17 protein-coding genes are annotated in these 15,767 nt (G+C 71.1%); 9 read left to right on the top strand and 8 right to left on the bottom strand.

Features of this window, described 5'->3' with window-relative positions; all coding sequences use genetic code 11:
* Positions 1-6 precede the first annotated feature (6 nt).
* Positions 7-753 carry an exonuclease domain-containing protein gene (locus tag ACZ601_RS06000; protein ID WP_469533445.1) on the top strand — a complete coding sequence of 249 codons (747 nt, stop codon included), beginning with the start codon at positions 7-9 and terminating at the stop codon, positions 751-753.
* Between the two features lie 41 nt (positions 754-794).
* On the opposite strand, the gene ACZ601_RS05995 is transcribed toward ACZ601_RS06000, so the two are convergent.
* Positions 795-1,661, bottom strand: a complete 867-nt coding sequence (locus ACZ601_RS05995; protein WP_469533442.1) for a phosphotransferase enzyme family protein — start codon at positions 1,659-1,661, stop codon at positions 795-797.
* 125 nt (positions 1,662-1,786) lie between these two features.
* Between ACZ601_RS05995 and ACZ601_RS05990 the strand changes: the two genes are divergently transcribed.
* The 6 genes from ACZ601_RS05990 (at position 1,787) to ACZ601_RS05965 (ending at position 7,343) form a co-directional block, all read left to right on the top strand.
* Positions 1,787-2,737: a carbohydrate ABC transporter permease gene (locus ACZ601_RS05990; RefSeq protein WP_469533440.1), complete on the top strand. Its 951-nt coding sequence runs from the start codon at positions 1,787-1,789 to the stop codon at positions 2,735-2,737.
* Entirely contained in the window at positions 2,734-3,573 is an 840-nt protein-coding gene (locus ACZ601_RS05985) for a carbohydrate ABC transporter permease (RefSeq protein WP_440577063.1), read from the top strand. The genes ACZ601_RS05990 and ACZ601_RS05985 overlap by 4 nt, the downstream gene beginning before the upstream one ends.
* Positions 3,573-4,862, top strand: a complete 1,290-nt coding sequence (locus ACZ601_RS05980; protein ID WP_469533438.1) for an ABC transporter substrate-binding protein — start codon at positions 3,573-3,575, stop codon at positions 4,860-4,862. The genes ACZ601_RS05985 and ACZ601_RS05980 overlap by 1 nt, the downstream gene beginning before the upstream one ends.
* 243 nt (positions 4,863-5,105) lie before the next feature.
* Positions 5,106-6,317 (top strand): S8 family peptidase, encoded by a 1,212-nt coding sequence (locus ACZ601_RS05975; protein WP_469533436.1) that lies wholly within the window; start codon positions 5,106-5,108, stop codon positions 6,315-6,317.
* Positions 6,318-6,408: 91 nt separating this feature from the next.
* Complete coding sequence (locus ACZ601_RS05970) at positions 6,409-6,960, top strand: DUF1697 domain-containing protein (RefSeq protein WP_469533433.1); 552 nt, start codon at positions 6,409-6,411, stop codon at positions 6,958-6,960.
* On the top strand, positions 6,957-7,343 hold the full coding sequence (locus ACZ601_RS05965; protein WP_440578117.1) for a nuclear transport factor 2 family protein: 387 nt from the start codon (positions 6,957-6,959) through the stop codon (positions 7,341-7,343). The genes ACZ601_RS05970 and ACZ601_RS05965 overlap by 4 nt, the downstream gene beginning before the upstream one ends.
* Positions 7,344-7,370: 27 nt before the next feature.
* On the opposite strand, the gene ACZ601_RS05960 is transcribed toward ACZ601_RS05965, so the two are convergent.
* Both ACZ601_RS05960 and ACZ601_RS05955 read right to left on the bottom strand, forming a co-directional pair.
* On the bottom strand, positions 7,371-8,213 hold the full coding sequence (locus ACZ601_RS05960; protein WP_469533431.1) for an ABC transporter ATP-binding protein: 843 nt from the start codon (positions 8,211-8,213) through the stop codon (positions 7,371-7,373).
* A 14-nt stretch (positions 8,214-8,227) separates the two neighbouring features.
* A complete protein-coding gene (locus ACZ601_RS05955) occupies positions 8,228-9,097 on the bottom strand; it encodes an aldo/keto reductase (protein WP_469533428.1) in 870 nt (289 codons plus the stop codon).
* A gap of 77 nt (positions 9,098-9,174) precedes the next feature.
* Between ACZ601_RS05955 and ACZ601_RS05950 the strand changes: the two genes are divergently transcribed.
* Entirely contained in the window at positions 9,175-9,759 is a 585-nt protein-coding gene (locus ACZ601_RS05950) for a TIGR03086 family metal-binding protein (RefSeq protein WP_469533425.1), read from the top strand.
* 68 nt (positions 9,760-9,827) lie between these two features.
* Complete coding sequence (locus tag ACZ601_RS05945; protein ID WP_469533422.1) at positions 9,828-10,532, top strand: mycothiol-dependent nitroreductase Rv2466c family protein; 705 nt, start codon at positions 9,828-9,830, stop codon at positions 10,530-10,532.
* 11 nt (positions 10,533-10,543) lie between these two features.
* On the opposite strand, the gene ACZ601_RS05940 is transcribed toward ACZ601_RS05945, so the two are convergent.
* From ACZ601_RS05940 to ACZ601_RS05920, 5 genes are all read right to left on the bottom strand, one after another.
* Positions 10,544-11,317 carry a sirohydrochlorin chelatase gene (locus ACZ601_RS05940; RefSeq protein WP_469533419.1) on the bottom strand — a complete coding sequence of 258 codons (774 nt, stop codon included), beginning with the start codon at positions 11,315-11,317 and terminating at the stop codon, positions 10,544-10,546.
* 8 nt (positions 11,318-11,325) lie between these two features.
* Complete coding sequence (locus ACZ601_RS05935; RefSeq protein ID WP_073734953.1) at positions 11,326-12,246, bottom strand: ABC transporter permease; 921 nt, start codon at positions 12,244-12,246, stop codon at positions 11,326-11,328.
* A complete protein-coding gene (locus ACZ601_RS05930; protein WP_440578124.1) occupies positions 12,233-13,024 on the bottom strand; it encodes an ABC transporter ATP-binding protein in 792 nt (263 codons plus the stop codon). The genes ACZ601_RS05935 and ACZ601_RS05930 overlap by 14 nt, the downstream gene beginning before the upstream one ends.
* Before the next feature lie 40 nt (positions 13,025-13,064).
* Complete coding sequence (locus ACZ601_RS05925; RefSeq protein ID WP_469533416.1) at positions 13,065-14,180, bottom strand: aliphatic sulfonate ABC transporter substrate-binding protein; 1,116 nt, start codon at positions 14,178-14,180, stop codon at positions 13,065-13,067.
* A 243-nt stretch (positions 14,181-14,423) separates the two neighbouring features.
* Positions 14,424-15,767 (bottom strand): sulfate adenylyltransferase subunit 1, encoded by a 1,344-nt coding sequence (locus tag ACZ601_RS05920; protein WP_469533413.1) that lies wholly within the window; start codon positions 15,765-15,767, stop codon positions 14,424-14,426.

Here is a 15,767-nt window from a genome sequence, read left to right as displayed (position 1 = left end):
TATGGGATGAGCTGGCATCGGCATGCGCTGGTCGGCTTCGACCTGGAGACGACGGGTACGGAGCCGCTGGAGGCCCGGATCGTGACGGCCGCGGTCGTGGGTCTCCGCGACGGCGGCGCGGAGCCGGCGCGGCAGCGCACCTGGCTGGCGGATCCGGGCATCCGGATCCCCGCACAGGCCTCCGCGATCCACGGCATCAGCAGCGAGCGGGCGGCGGCGGAGGGCCGGCCGGTGCGCGAGGTGGCCGACGAGATCGCCGACACCCTGGCGGACTACTGGCGCCAGGGCGTGCCGGTCGTCGCGTACAACGCCGCCTTCGACCTGACGCTGCTGACGGCGGAGTTGCACCGGCACGGGCTCCCGTCGCTGAGCGAGCGGCTCGGCGGCGCGGGGATCGGCCCGGTCATCGACCCGTACACCATCGACCGGGCGGTGGACCGCTACCGCAAGGGCAAGCGGAACCTGGAGGCGGTCTGCGTCGAGTACGGCGTCGTCCACGGGGGAGCGCACGACGCCGCCGCCGACGCGCTGGCCGCGGTGCGGGTGGCGTACGCGATAGCCGCCCGGCACGGCTCTGTGGCCGCGTTGTCCGCGGCCGAGCTCCACGAGCGGCAGATCGAGTGGTACGCGGAGTGGGCCGCCGACTTCCAGCAGTTCCTGCGCCGCAAGGGCACGGCGGACGCGGTGATCGACGGCCGCTGGCCGGTACGGGAGCCGGTGCTTGAGCTGAATTCCAGCCCGTCCGGCGACTGAGGACACCCCTTGGGCCCGTCCGGCGGTTGAGGACGGAACGCTCAGAAGGGGTACCACCGCACGGCCGTGTCCCCGTCCCGCAGTGACGCCACGCGCCTGCGGAACTCCGCGAGCGCCTTCGGGTTGGCCGGTGCGTGCTGGGCGACCCACGCGCAGCTCGCCGTCTCCCGCGCCCCGCGCAGCACCGCGCAGCCGTCCCACTCCCGGACGTCCCAGCCGTACGCGGAGGTGAACGCGTCATAGGCCTCGGCCGGCAGCCCGTACCGGTCGCGGGACAGGGCCAGCACCACCAGATCGTGCTCGCGCAGATCCGTGGCGAAGGTCTCCAGGTCCACCAGGACCGGCCCGTCCGGACCGACATGCACATTGCGCGGCAGCGCGTCGCCGTGGATCGGGCCCGGGGGCAGCTGCGGCACCAGCGCGGCGGCGGCCGTCGCGAAGCCGTCGCGGCGCTCGCGCAGATACGCGGCGTCGGCCGGGTCGATCGCGTCGCCCGCCAGGGTCAGCCAGCGCTCGACCCCGCCGAGCAGCTCCCGCCGGGGCAGGGCGAGGTCCTCCGGGGCGGGCAGCGCGTGCACCGCGGTGAGCAGCGGCGCCAGATCCCTCGGCTCGGCCGGTCGCACCGGCTCCGGCAGCCGGTGCCACACCGTCACCGGGTGGCCCTCGACGAGCCGGGCACCGGGCTCCGCGCTCCGCACCGCGGGGACCCCGGACGCGGCGAGCCAGCGCGCGACGGCCACCTCGCGCTCGGCCCGCTCGCGCAGCTCCGGACTGCGCACGGCGTCCCGGCCGATCTTGACCACCAGGTCGCCCACGGCGAACACCGCGTTCTCGCCCAGCGCGAGGAGCTTCGCGTCGCCGGGGTGCCCGGCAGCGGTCAGTACCTCGCGCGCTCGCATCTCGTTCATGGATCCGATTTTCGCATCCGTGCAGGTTGTCTTGACGAACCGGCGGGGTCTCAGCACGATTGCGGAGGCCACCTGAGCGGCCGGAACGGTACCAAGCCGGTCGAATAACGCAAGGGGGCGCAACTATGACATTGGCGAATGCAACCGTGCAGTCCGGGCGGCACGGACCGCCGGGCGGCCCGCACGGCAAGGGGCACGCGAGGATCAACCGGAACGCCGGAACCTGGTTCCTGGTGCTGCCCGCCCTCCTCCCCATCCTGGTCCTCAGCGTCGGCCCGCTGCTCTACGGCATCGCCCTGGCGTTCACCGACGCCCAGTCGGGGCGCACCCGGTCCACCCAGTGGACCGGGGTACTGAACTTCCAGGACCTGCTGCACGACGGACTGTTCTGGGACTCGTTCCGGATCGGCCTGGTGTGGGCGGTCGGCGTCACCGTCCCGCAGTTCGTGCTGGCCCTGGGCCTCGCGCTGCTGCTCAACCAGAACCTGCGGATGCGGTGGCTGGCGCGGGCGCTGGCGATCATCCCGTGGGCGATGCCCGAGGTGGTCGTCGGCATCATGTGGCGGCTGGTCTACAACCCGGACGCCGGAATCCTCAACGAGACCATCCGCGATCTCGGCCTCGGCGACGGCCGGGACTGGCTGACCGGCCTCGCCACCGCACTGCCCGCGGTGATCCTGGTCGGGGTCTGGGCCGGCATGCCGCAGACCACGGTCGCCCTGCTGGCCGGCCTCCAGAACACCCCGCACGAACTCCACGAGGCCGCCGCCCTGGACGGCGCGGGCGCCTGGCGCCGTTTCCGTACCGTCACCTGGCCGGCGCTCAAGCCGGTCGCCCTCTCCATCACCGCGCTCAACTTCATCTGGAACTTCAACTCCTTCGCCCTGGTCTACGTACTGACCAACGGAGGTCCCGGCGGCCGCACCCGGCTGCCGATGCTCTTCGCCTACGAAGAGGCCTTCCGGTACGGACAGTTCGGCTACGCCGCGGCGATGGGCTGTGTGATGGTCGCGGTGATCTCCGTGATCCTCGCCGTGTACCTCGTGGGACGGCTCGGGGGAGGCGAGGACCGATGAGCATGCGTACCCGCAGGTCCGTGCGGGCCGGACAGTACCTCGCGCTGCTGTGCTACCTGGTCTTCCTGGCGTTCCCGTTCCTCTGGCTGATCTCCACCGCCTTCAAACCGGCGCCCGAGCTGGGCTCCCTGCACCCCACCTGGATTCCGCACCACCCGACGCTCGACAACTTCCGGGCCGCGTTCGACGAACAGCCGCTGCTGCGGGCCGCCGCCAACTCGCTGATCGCCGCCGTCTCCGCCGGGATCATCGCGGTCGTCATCGCCACCCCGATGGCCTATGTGATGGCCCGCCACCGCTCGCGGCTCTCCGCCGCCGCCACCGGCTGGGTCGTGGTCAGCCAGGCGTTCCCGTTCGTCCTGCTGATCATTCCGCTGTTCCTGGTGCTCAAGTACCTGCATCTGATCAACACACTGTGGGGGCTGATCATGGTGTACGTCGTGTGGTCGCTGCCGTTCGCGCTGTGGATGCTGGTCGGATACGTACGGGCGGTGCCGCCCGAACTGGAGGAGGCGGCGGCGGTCGACGGCGCGAGCCGGCTGCGGACGCTCGTCTCGGTCACCGCACCGCTGCTGGCCCCCGGGATCGTCGCGACCGCGCTCTTCGCCTTCATCACCGCGTGGAACGAGTTCTTCTTCGCGCTCGTCCTGCTCAAGACACCGGAGAAGCAGACCTTGCCGGTCGTACTGACCCACTTCCTCGGCGCGGAGGGTGCGAGCGACCTGGGTCCGCTCGCCGCCGCCGCGTTCCTCGCCACCCTCCCCTCGCTCGTGCTCTTCGCGTTCATCCAGCGCCGGATCACGGGCGGCATGCTGGCCGGGGCGGTGAAGAGCTGATGCGCGCAGTGGTACGCACGGCAGCCGCGGCGGCCACCGCGCTGGCCCTGCTGCTCACCGGATGCGGTGGGGACGGCGGCCGGACGGACGGCAGGATCACGATCCGCTTCCAGTCGCTGGCCTGGCAGAAGGAGTCCGTCGACGCCAACAAACAGCTGGTGAAGGAGTGGAACGCGAGCCATCCCGATGTCCGGGTCCAGTACGTCCAGGGCAGCTGGGACAGCGTCCACGACCAGCTCCTGACCTCCTTCGAGGGGGACGAGGCGCCCGACGTCATCCACGACGCGTCCGACGACCTCGCGGACTTCGCCTACGGCGGCTACCTCGCCGACCTGCGCACCCTGCTGCCCGGCCGGCTCACCGCCGACATCCCGCGGCAGAGCTGGCGCACCAGCACCTTCGACGGCGGCGTCTACGGCGTGCCCTTCCTCCAGGAACCGCGCGTCCTGATCGCCAACACCAAGATCCTCAAGGCCTCCGGGGTCCGCATCCCGACCCCGGAGAAGCCCTGGAGCTGGACGGAATTCGGGCAGGTCACCAAGAAACTCACCGGCGAGGGCCGTTACGGAGTGGCCTGGCCGCTCAAGGAACCGGTCTCCGTCACGCTCAACCTCGGCCTCTCGGCAGGCGGCGAACTGTTCCACCGGGGCGCCGACGGAAAGGTCGCGGTCGCCATGGACGAAGGCGATCTCGTCGTCCCCCGGACCATCCACGATCAGGTCAACACCGACCACAGCGCCGCCCGTACCGCGCTCGGCATGGGCGGCGGCGACGCCCTTCCCGGCCTCTTCGGCGGCAAGTACGCCATGGTGCCGCTGGGGTTCTCCTACCGTCAGCAGGTGGTCGAACAGGCCCCGAAGGGCTTCGAGTGGACGGTGCTGCCCGCCCCGGCCGGGAGCGCGGGCCTGGCCCAGGGCGTGAGCCCGCAGACCCTGTCCGTCGCCGAGGACAGCCCGCACAAGAAGGAGGCCGTGGAGTTCATCGATTTCCTGCTGCGGCCGGCGAACATGGTGCGCCTCGCCAAGGGGGACTGGATGCTGCCGACCGGCAAGGAGGCGCTGGCGGACCCCTCGCTGCACACCTCGGACCGGGGCTGGGCGACCGGCGTCGCCCTCGCGGGCGCACTGCGTTCCGCGCCCGCCCAGTCCGTGCGCGGCTACCCCGAGTGGAAGGACAAGGTCGCCACCCCCGCGTACCAGGAGTACTACAGCGGTGCGATCGACGCGGCCGAACTGAGAAAGCGTCTGGTCGAGGACGGGAACCGGGTGCTGGCCCGCTACCAGCGCTGAGCCGGAGGCGCCAGGGCGGCCCAGCACCCCGGCCGGGGTGTGCGGTCGGTAACGGGCAGTGATTGTGGAGGACTTGGGTGCGGGGCGTCGGCTTCCTGTGACGAATCCGTGGTGCGGGTGCCCCGGCGGCAGAGCGGGTCTTGATCTGAGCGCGTCAATAAGCGAGGGTTTCGAGCCAGCCCCCGGAGATCTTCCGGCCGAGGGTCAATCCCCCCACAAAGAATGACGAGGAGACCCCTCTTCATGGCACTTAACAAGCGCACCCACCGGATCAAGCTCACCGCCGCGATCACCGCCGTGGCGGCCGCAGCCGGCATCACCCTGCTGGGCAGCCCCATGGCCGGAGCGGCACCCGCCCCCGCGATGGGCAAGATCTACGGTGCCGACGCCGCAGCCGCCGTGTCCGGCAGCTACATAGTCATGCTGGACCACAAGGCCGACAAGTCGAACAAGTCGAAGCTCGCCAAGGAGTACGGCGGCACGCTGAAGCGCAACTACAGCTCCGCCATCAACGGCTTCTCCGCCAGCGGGCTTTCGCAGACCGAGGCCAAGCGGCTCGCCGCCGACCCGTCGGTCTCCAAGGTCGTCCAGAACAAGAAGTTCCACGTCGACGCCACCCAGGACAACCCGCCGTCCTGGGGCCTGGACCGCATCGACCAGACCGGGACCGCGGGCGACAACGCGTACACCTACCCGGACAGCGCGGGCGAGGGCGTGACCGCGTACGTCATCGACACCGGGGTCCGCATCACCCACGAGGAGTTCGAGGGCCGGGCCAGCTACGGCTACGACGCCGTGGACGACGACGACAACGCCGACGACGGCTACGGCCACGGAACCCATGTGGCCGGCACCATCGCCGGTGCGACGTACGGCGTCGCCAAGAAGGCCAAGATCGTGGCCGTCCGGGTCCTCGACGACTCGGGCTCCGGCACCACCGAGCAGGTCGTCGCCGGCATCGACTGGGTCACCGCGAACCACGAGGGCCCGTCCGTCGCCAACATGAGCCTCGGCGGCGGCGCGGACGAGGCGCTCGACGCGGCGGTCCAGAAGTCCATCGCCTCCGGAGTCACCTACGGAGTGGCCGCCGGCAACGAGTCGGGCGACGCGAGCGAGAGCTCCCCGGCGCGCGTCCCTGAGGCCATCACGGTCGCCTCCTCCACGGTGGACGACGAGCAGTCGTCGTTCTCCAACTACGGCTCGCTGGTGGACCTCTACGCCCCGGGCTCGGACATCACCTCGGCCTGGAACGACAGCGACACCGGGTCCGACACCATCTCCGGTACGTCCATGGCCACTCCGCATGTCGTCGGTGCCGCCGCCCTCTACCTGGCGGGACACCCCGACGCCACCCCGGCGGACGTCTCCACGGCCCTGACCGACGGAGCCACCCCGGACGCCATCAGCAACGCCACCGCGGGCACGGCGAACAAGCTGCTGAAGGTCGTCGAGTAACAGCACCGCTCCCTGAACCGGCGGCCACCGCGCCCTCCCCCACGGGGCGCGGCGGCCGCACGGCTCGGGCTGATCGTCCTATGGTGTGCCCATGACGATGTACGCGGCGCTGCTGCGCGGGATCAATGTGAGCGGCCACCGCAAGGTCCCGATGGCCGAACTCCGCACCCTGCTCACCGGACTCGGCCACGGCGACGTCGCGACGTACCTGCAGAGCGGCAACGCGGTCTTCAGCAGCGGGTCCGGCGACGAGAACACCCTCGCGGCGGAGCTGGAGCGGGCCATCGAGGACCAGTTCGGCTTCGCGGTGGAGTGCCTGGTGAGGGACGCCGCCTATCTCGCCGGCCTGGCCGCCGGCTGCCCGTTCCCGGCCGCCGAGCTCCAGGGCAGGCAACTGCACGTCACGTACTTCGACCGGCCCGTCGACGCCGCCCGCTTCGCCCCGCTGGACGCCACCGCCTTCCTCCCCGAGGAATTCCGGCTCGGTGACCGCGCCCTCTACCTCTACGCCCCCGACGGGCTGGGCCGCTCCAAGCTCGCCGCCGCTCTCTCCCGGCCGTCCCTCAACAAGGGCCTCGTCGGCACCTCTCGCAACTGGAACACCGTCGTCAAGCTCGTCGAGATGACCGGAGGCGAGGCGTGAGCGAACCGACGCCCGGCGTGGCCGCGGCGGTCGAGGGCGAACTCCGCCTCCTCGACCCGCTGGTGCGGGCCTCCGCCGAACTCCTCGTCCAGGTCCTGCACCCGGACTTCCGCGAGGTCGACACCACCGGCCGGCACCGGGACCGGGACACGGTCATCACCTCGCTCATCACCGGCACCGCCGCGCGCCCCGGACAGCTCACCGCCTCCCGCATGCGCGGGGTCCAGCTCGCGGACGGACTCGTCCACGTCACCTTCGACACCGAGGCCAAGGGGGCGCGCGCCCACCGCAGTTCGCTGTGGCGGCTCACCGCCACCGGCTGGCTGCTCTACTACCACCAGGCCACCCCGTTCGTCACCGGACCGGAGACCGACAGCCCCTGAGCCGGGCGGCACCGTCAGCGGCAACCGTCAGCCACGGGGCGTCCGCCGGGCCCGCGCCGCCCACCGGCCGTCCGTACGGGAGATCCGCACCGGATGGCCGAAGCAGTCGCTGACCCGCTCCGTGGTCAGCACCTCGTCCGCCGGGCCCGAGGCCAGACACCGCCCGCCGCGCAGCAGCATCGCGTGGCTGGTGGAGGCGGGCAGCTCCTCCAGATGATGGGTGACCAGCACCGTCGCCAGCTCCGGGTGTTCCTCGCGCAGCGCGTCCAGGCTGTCCAGCAACTGCTCCCGGGCGGCCAGGTCCAGACCGGTGGCCGGCTCGTCGAGCAGCAGCAGCCGGGGCTGCGGCATCAGCGCGCGGGCGATGAGCGTACGGCCCCGCTCGCCCTGCGACAGCGCGGGCCAGCGCGACCCCTCCTTGCCGCCCATGCCCAGCATCTCCAGCAGCCGCTCCGCCCGCTCCCGCTGCTCCGGGCCGGCCGACCAGCGCGGTACCGGCTCGACCGAGTTGGTCAGCCCCGTCAGCACCACGTCCTTCACCGAGAGCGGGGAGCGCAGCGGATGGCGCGGATCGACGTGTCCCAGCAGCGTCCGCAGCTCCCGCAGATCGACCCGCCCGAGGGTGCGGCCCAGCACCTCCACCGTGCCCGTGGTGGGGTGCCTGATCGCGCCGAGGAGCCCCAGCAGGGTGCTCTTGCCGGCACCGTTGGCGCCGAGCAGCGCCCAGTGCTCCCCGCTGCGCACCGTCATCGAGACCGAGTCGAGCAGGACCTTGCCGTCCCGTACGAGCGTGACGCCGTCGGCCCTGATCACCGGAACCGGAACCGGGTCCGTGGCCGAGGAAGGGGGCAGGGGTGCGGTGGTGGTCACGTGCGGTTACTCCTTCATGCGGATGCGAGCGCCTCCAGGAGGCTCATGTCGTCGGTCGACAGCGAGATCTCCCCGGCCCGGAGGTTCTCCGCGAGGTGAACGGGCGAACCGGTGCCCGGAGTCGGGCACAGGACGGGGGAGTGGTGCAGCAGCCAGGCGAGGGCGATCTGCCCACGGGTGGCGCCGTGGCGTTCCGCGATCCCGGCGAGCGCCTCGGCGCCCTCGCCGGTCAGCGCGCCGTTCGCCAGCGGGAACCAGGGCAGGAAGGCCAGGCCGTGGGCCTCGCACACCTTCAGTACCGCGTCCGACGAACGGTCCAGGAGATTGAACCGGTTCTGCACCGAGGCGATCCCGGTCAGGGAGAGCGCCTGTTCCAGCTGGTCGGCGGTAAGGGTGTCCAGACCGATGTACCGGATCTTACCCTCCTGGCGCAGCTCATCCAGAGCGCCCAGCTGCTCGGCCATCGGCACCTGCGGATCCAGCCGGTGCAGCTGGTAGAGGTCGATCCGCTCTGTCCGCAGCCGGCGCAGACTGGACTCGCACATCGCCCGCAGGTCCTCGGGCCGCCCCGCGATGTGCCAGGCGCTGTCACTGGTGCGCACGACACCGCCCTTGGTCGCGATCACCAGATCGTCGCGGTACGGGTGCAGCGCCTCGGCCACCAGCTCCTCGGCGACCCCAGGACCGTAGTTGTCCGCGGTGTCGATCAGGGTCACGCCCCGGTCGACCGCCGCCCTGAGTACGGCCAGCGACTTCTGCCGGTCCGCGGGAGGCCCCCAGTACCCCGGGCCGGTCAGCTGCGCGGTGCCGTAGCCGAGACGGCGCACGGGCAGCTCGCCGCCGAGGAGGAAGGTGCCATCGGGAGACCGGAACTCGTTGAACATGGAAGAACAGTAATCCACCCACCGGCTGTCGCTTTTGTTCAATACCCGGGGCTGGACCCCGTCCTAGCCTGGCGTGCATGAAGACAGAGCACGCCCATATGACCGAATGCGCGGCAGAGGCGGCCCGGGTCGCCCGCGCCGTCCGTCCCGTACAACTCGACGGCTCCGCCACCCCCTGCGAGGGCTGGGACGTCCGGGAGCTCGTCAACCACTGGGTGCTCTACACCTCGCACGGCATGGAGCACCGCGCCCTGCGCACCGAGATCCCCGAGGAGCTCACCACCCGTGACTTCACGGCGGACGCCGACTGGGCCGAGCGGTACGCGGCTCAGCTGGACCGCGCCGTCGCCGCCTGGTCGGACCCCGCCGTCTGGGAGGGCACCATCGGAGAAGGCGAATCGGCCTCCCCGGCCGAGGACACCGCCGAGATGCTCATCATGGAGACGGCGCTGCACGGCTGGGACGTCGCGCGGGCCACCGGCCAGGAGTTCCGGCTCTCCGACGGCACGGCCGGCTACGTACTGAAGACCGTGGAGAAGACGGCCGGGCTCTACCGGCGGTACGAGGGCTTCGCCGCCGAGATCACCGTCGGGAACCCGGTGTCCGGCTTCGAGCGGGCCCTCGCCCTCAGCGGTCGCGATCCGCAATGGACCGCAGCCTGAAAATGGCCCAGCCGGGAAGCTGCTGAATGGCCCGGGGGATTGCGCCACTGGCTGGCTAGGCTCATCCCATGACCACTCACCGCAGCGCGGAAAGCACCCCGGAACAGAGCCCCGAGCAGAGCCCCGAACGGAGCCCGGAACAGAGTTCGGAAGGCAGCCGGAACGCGGGCAGGCCTGTCGTCGACTTCTGGTTCGACCCGGCCTGCCCGTTCGCCTGGATCACCTCCCGCTGGATGCTGGAGGTGGAGCGGCGGCGCGACATCGAGCTCCGCTTCCATGTGATGAGCCTCTACCTGCACAACACCGGCAACGAACTCCCCGACTGGTACCGAGCCCTGGTCGACAAGTCGATCGGACCGGTGCGGGTCGCCGCGGCCGCGGCCGAGCGGCACGGCGAGTCGGTCCTGCGGGATCTGTACACCGCCTACGGCACCCGGATCCACCAGCGGAAGAACGAGGACTTCGACGAGGTGATCGCCGAGTCGCTCGACGAGCTGGGCCTGCCCGCAGAACTGGCCGCCGCCGCCAGCACGGAGACGTACGACGAGGCGCTGCGGCGCAGCCACGACGCGGGCAAGGACCCCGAGGCGGACGCGTATGTGGGTACGCCCACCCTCCATGTCGACGGGACCGTCTGGTTCGGCCCGGTCCTGCGCGCGGTGCCGCGCGGAGAGGAGGCCGCGCGGCTGTTCGACAGCTTCCGGGTGCTCGCCGGCTACGACGACTTCTTCGAGCTCAAGCGGACCCGCACGGGCAGCCTCGACGTGGGCTGAGCGGGGCCGGACTACGCGCTGAGCGACGCCATCCCGGCGGAGGCCGGCACCCGGGCCTCTTCGTACCGGTCCAGCAGCAGCCGCGCCAGCTCCGGCGACGGGCCCAGCACCCCGGCCAGTACCTCCGCACCGGCCTCGGCCGCCCCCGCCGCGATGCGGTCCGGGAGGCGGCCCGGCGCGATCACGTAGGGGGCCACCGCGATCCTGCGCACGCCCTCCGCCCGCAGGGCCCGTACCGCGTCCTCGGTATGGGGGTAGCCGCCGGCGGATACAGCGGAGGCGAACGCAGGCCGCACGGAACACCAACCGGTGTGCCGCAGCTCCCGCGCGATTTCAGCGATCACTGCGATCGCCTCCGGGTCTGTGGAGCCCGCCGAGGCCAGGACGAGCCCGGTCGAGCCTCTGTCACCGGGGCGGACCCCGGCCTCCTCCAGCCGCCGTTCCAGGGCGGAGTTCAGCAGCGGCGAGGGGCCGAGCACCTCGGCCTGGCGCACCCGCAGCCGGGGCAGCCTGCCGCGCGCCTCCCGCAGTACCGCCGGGATGTCGGACTTGGCGTGGAAGGCGTGGGTGAGCAGCAGCGGAAGCGCCACCACGTCACTCACGCCCTGCGCGTCCAGCCGTTCCAGGACCCTCGGCACCGACGGCGCGTTGAAGTCCAGGAACGCGGTCTCCACCCGCAGCCCCGGCCGCAGCGCCCGTACCCGTGCGGTGAGCGCGTGCACGGTCGCGGCGTGCCGGGGATCGCGGCTGCCGTGGGCGATGACGAGGAGGACCGGAGAAGTCATGTCGGAGCTCAGTTCTTGACGAGGAGACCGCGGCTGCGCAGCACCCACCGCTCCAGCGGGCTGAAGATGAGCAGGTCGATGGCGATGCCGACGATCAGGATCAGGAAGATGGCGAGGAAGACCATCGACATGCTGCTGGTCTCCCGGCCCTGCTCCAGCAGCTGTCCCAGGCCCACGCCCAGGTCGGGCGAGGAGGCGATGATCTCGGCGGCCATCAGTGAGCGCCAGGAGAAGGCCCAGCCCTGCTTCAGACCGGCCAGATAGCCGGGCAGCGAGGCGGGCAGCACGATGTGCCAGGTGCCCCGCAGCCCGGTGGCGCCCAGCGTCTTGCCGGCCCGCAGGTGCAGCGGCGGGATCTGGTCGACACCGGCGACGAGCCCGTTGGCGATCGACGGGACGGCGCCGAGCAGGATCACCGCGTACATCATCGTGTCGTCCAGCCCGAGCCAGATGACCGCGGGCGGCACCCAGGCCACCGAGGGCAGCGACTGCAGGCCCGAGAGCACCGGGCCGATCGCCGCGCGCACCAGCTTCACCCGGGAGACCAGCAGCCCGAGCGGGGTGCCGATGACGAGCGCGAGGAGGAAGCCGAGCAGTCCGCGCGAGACGCTGGTCCAGATGTAGCCGAGCAGGGTGCCCTGGGCCCAGGCGTCGGACACCTCGGACCAGACCTGGGACGGCGAGGGCAGCTTGTAGTCGTCGGTGACCTTCGCCCAGATCAGGATCTGCCAGATGATGAGCACCAGTGCGACGGCCACCACCGGAGGCAGCACCTTCTGCGTCAGTACCTGGCGCACCGGGGTCCGGCTGATCCGTACCGCGTCGAGAGCGTCCAGCCCCGCTTCGAGGCCCGCCATGTCCTGGGCGGCGTCCTTCGGGGCTCCGGCCCCGGCGGTGCCGCTCGCGGCGGTGGTCTCAGTGCTGGCCATGTCGGCGGATCTCCCCACGCAGTTGTTCGGTGATCTCGACGGAGAGCTCCGCCACGGCGGTGTCCTCGATGCGGCGCGGCTGCTCGATGTCGACCGTCCACTCCCGGGCGATCCGGCCGGGCCGTGAGGAGAGCAGCACGACCCGCTCGGCGAGCCGGACCGCCTCGCGCACGTTGTGCGTGACGAAGAGGACCGAGACGTTCGTCTCGCGCCAGATCCGGGTCAGCTCGTCGTGCAGCACATCCCGGGTGATGGCGTCGAGCGCGGCGAACGGCTCGTCCATCAGCAGCAGTTGGCTGTCCTGGGCAAGGGCGCGGGCCATCGCCACCCGCTGCCGCATACCGCCGGACAGTTCGTGCACCCGCTTGCCGTACGCCCCGCCCAGGCGGACGAGTTCGAGCAGCCGCTCCGCCTCCGTACGACGGTCCGACTTCGGTACGCCGCGCAGCCGCAGCGCCAGTTCGATGTTCTTGCCCGCCGTCAGCCACGGGAACAGGGCGTGCTCCTGGAACATCAGGGCCGGCCGCCCGCCGGGGGTCTCGATGGACCCCGCGGACGGACGGTCGAGCCCCGCCACCAGGTTGAGCAGCGTCGACTTGCCGCACCCGGAGGCTCCCAGGAGGGTGACGAACTCGCCGGGAGCGACATCGAGCGTGATGTCGTCCAGGACGAGCTGCTGCCCCTGCGGTCCGCCGAAGGACTTCGAGACGTGGTCGAGACGGGCGGCGTGCCCGACCGCCGTGCGGCCCTCGGCCGTGGTGAGCGTGGTCGTGGCCATGGTCGTCACCTCCTGGGAGATCCTGGAACGGGTCGGGTGCTTACTTGACGGCGAGCCCGGCGTCAGCGACCCCGGACTTGCCCGCGGCCTTGAGGACCTTGTTCAGCGGCCGCAGGTCGTAGATGCCCTTCAGGTCCGGCTCGTCCAGCAGACCGGCCTTCACCGCGTGCTCGGCCTCGGCGTCGAGCGTGGCGGCCAGCGGGTCGTCGGTGAACTCGATGGACTTCCACGCCGGGTCGATGACGTCGGCCGGAAGCTCCTTGCCGGACAGCGTCTTGAGCGCGCTGTTGGCGGAGGCCTTCGCCTTGTCCGGGTTGGCGTTGATCCACGCGTTGGTGTTGACCGAACCGCGCAGCACCGCCTCGACGACGTCCGGGTGCTGGTCGAGGAACTTCTGCGACACGATGATGTTCGTGATCACGAACTTGTCGTCCGGCCAGAGCTTCCGCTCGTCGAGGAGCACCTTCGCGCCCTGTGCGACCAGCTTGGACGCGGTCGGCTCGGGCGCCCACGCGCCGTCGATGGAACCGGACTTGTAGGCGTCCGGGGTCACCTTGTTGTCGGTGCGGACCACGGAGACGTCGCCCTTGCCGCTCTGGGCGTCGACCTTCCAGCCCTTCTCGGAGATCCAGTTGAGCAGCGCCACGTCCTGGGTGTTGCCGAGCTGCGGGGTGGCGATCTTCTTGCCCTTGAGGTCGTCCAGGGTCTTGATCTTCTTCGGGTTGACGACCAGCTTCACCCCGCCGGAGGCCGAACCGCCGATGATGCGCAGGCTCTTGCCCTTGGACTTGGTGAAGCCGTTGATGGCGGGCGAGGGGCCGATGAAGCCGATGTCGATCGAACCGGCGTTGAGCGCCTCTATCTCGGACGGGCCCGCGTTGAACGTCGAGGGCTTGACCTCGGTGGAGCCCAGCTCCTTGGCGATGATGCCTTCCTGGATGCCGACCAGGGCGGTGGCGTGCGTGAGGTTCGGGAAGTACCCGATCTTCACGGTGTCCGCGGAGAGCTTCTTCCCGCCGGCGGAGACGTCGGCCTTCTTGGCGTCGTCGTCCTTCGCGTCGGAGCCGTAGCCGCAGGCGGTGAGCGCCACGGCGAGCAGCGGCAGGGCGGCGGCAGCGGCGATGCTGCGGCGCAGCGTGGTACGTGGGGCAGACACGGGAGGGATTCCTCTCGGAGGCCCGGTTCTCACGCCCCCGGTAAATCGGGGGACGCGGCCGGGCGGTCGGCAGGTCTTCGTCTGAACTGGCTTTGCGGGCGGTGCGGTTGGAGCTGCCGGGCGCGCAGGCAGTGCGCGTACGTCATCGCGCACATCGTGCGACCCCGCCCTGCCCGCTGCCGAGGGCGCCGCTGCCGACGCGGCCGCCCTCCTTCGCGAAGGTCGAGAAGATGTCCCTGCTCATCAGAAGTCCCACTCCGCTTCGTCGTCCGCCGGGGCCGCCGCCCGCGCCACGGCGGCGAACGAGGCGCCCGCCATGCCGGCCGACAGGGTGGTGCCGTCCGCCGGGTCGATCAGCAGGAAGGAACCGGTGCGGCGCGAGTCCGCGTAGGCGTCGAGCGCGAGCGGCTCCGCGGTGCGCACCACGACCCGGCCGATGTCGTTGGCGACGAGTTGTCCCGGCGCCGGGTGCTGGGAGAGGTCGTCCAGGGTGAGGCGGGACGGGATGTCCTTGACTATCGCCTTGACCGTGCGGGTGGTGTGCTTGATCAGCACCCGCTGGCCGACGGTGAGGGGCCGGTCCGCGACGTGGCAGACGGTCGCCTCGACGTCCTGGGTGACGGCCGGGGCGTCGTCCGACGGTGCGATCAGGTCGCCGCGCGAGACGTCGACGTCATCGGTGAGCCGGATCGTCACCGACTGCGGGGCCCAGGCGATGTCCACGCCGGCACCGAGCAGATCGATCCCGGCGATCGTCGACGTACGGCCCGAGGGCAGTACGGTGACGGGCTCGCCGACCCGGAACACCCCGGCGGCGATCTGACCCGCGTAGCCCCGGTAGTCGCGGTGTTCCGGGGTCTGCGGCCGGATCACGTACTGGACGGGGAAGCGGGCGTGGCAGGTGGTGAGGTCATGGCTGACCGGGACCGTCTCCAGGTGCTCCAGTACGGTCGGGCCGCCGTACCAGTCCATGTGGGAGGACGGTTCCACGACGTTGTCGCCGGCCAGTGCGGAGATCGGGATCGCGGTGATCTCCGGGACGCCGAGCGAGGCCGCGTAGGCGGTGAACTCCTCGGCGATGGCTGCGAACACCGGCTCCGCGTAGTCGACCAGGTCCATCTTGTTCACGGCCAGGACCACGTGCGGGACGCGGAGCAGGGCGGCGACGGCGGCGTGCCGGCGGGTCTGCTCGACGACTCCGTTGCGGGCGTCGACCAGCACGACGGCCAGTTCGGCGGTGGAGGCGCCGGTGACCATGTTGCGGGTGTACTGCACATGGCCGGGGGTGTCGGCGAGGATGAACCGGCGCCGGGTGGTGGCGAAGTAGCGGTAGGCGACGTCGATGGTGATGCCCTGTTCGCGTTCGGCGCGCAGTCCGTCGGTGAGCAGGGCGAGGTCGGGTGCTTCCTGGCCGCGCTTGCGGGACGCGTCCTCGACCGCCTCCAGCTGGTCGGTGAGGACCGACTTGGAGTCGTGGAGCAGCCTTCCCACGAGGGTGGACTTGCCGTCGTCCACGGACCCGGCGGTGGCGAACCGCAGCAGGGTGGTGGTCGACAGCTGGTCGGCCAGCTGGGTGGGTGTGGTCAT

Source organism: Streptomyces sp. NPDC104307, assembly GCF_055584045.1.
Note: the sequence above shows the minus strand (reverse complement) of the source record. Positions and strands in the feature narration are given on the sequence as shown.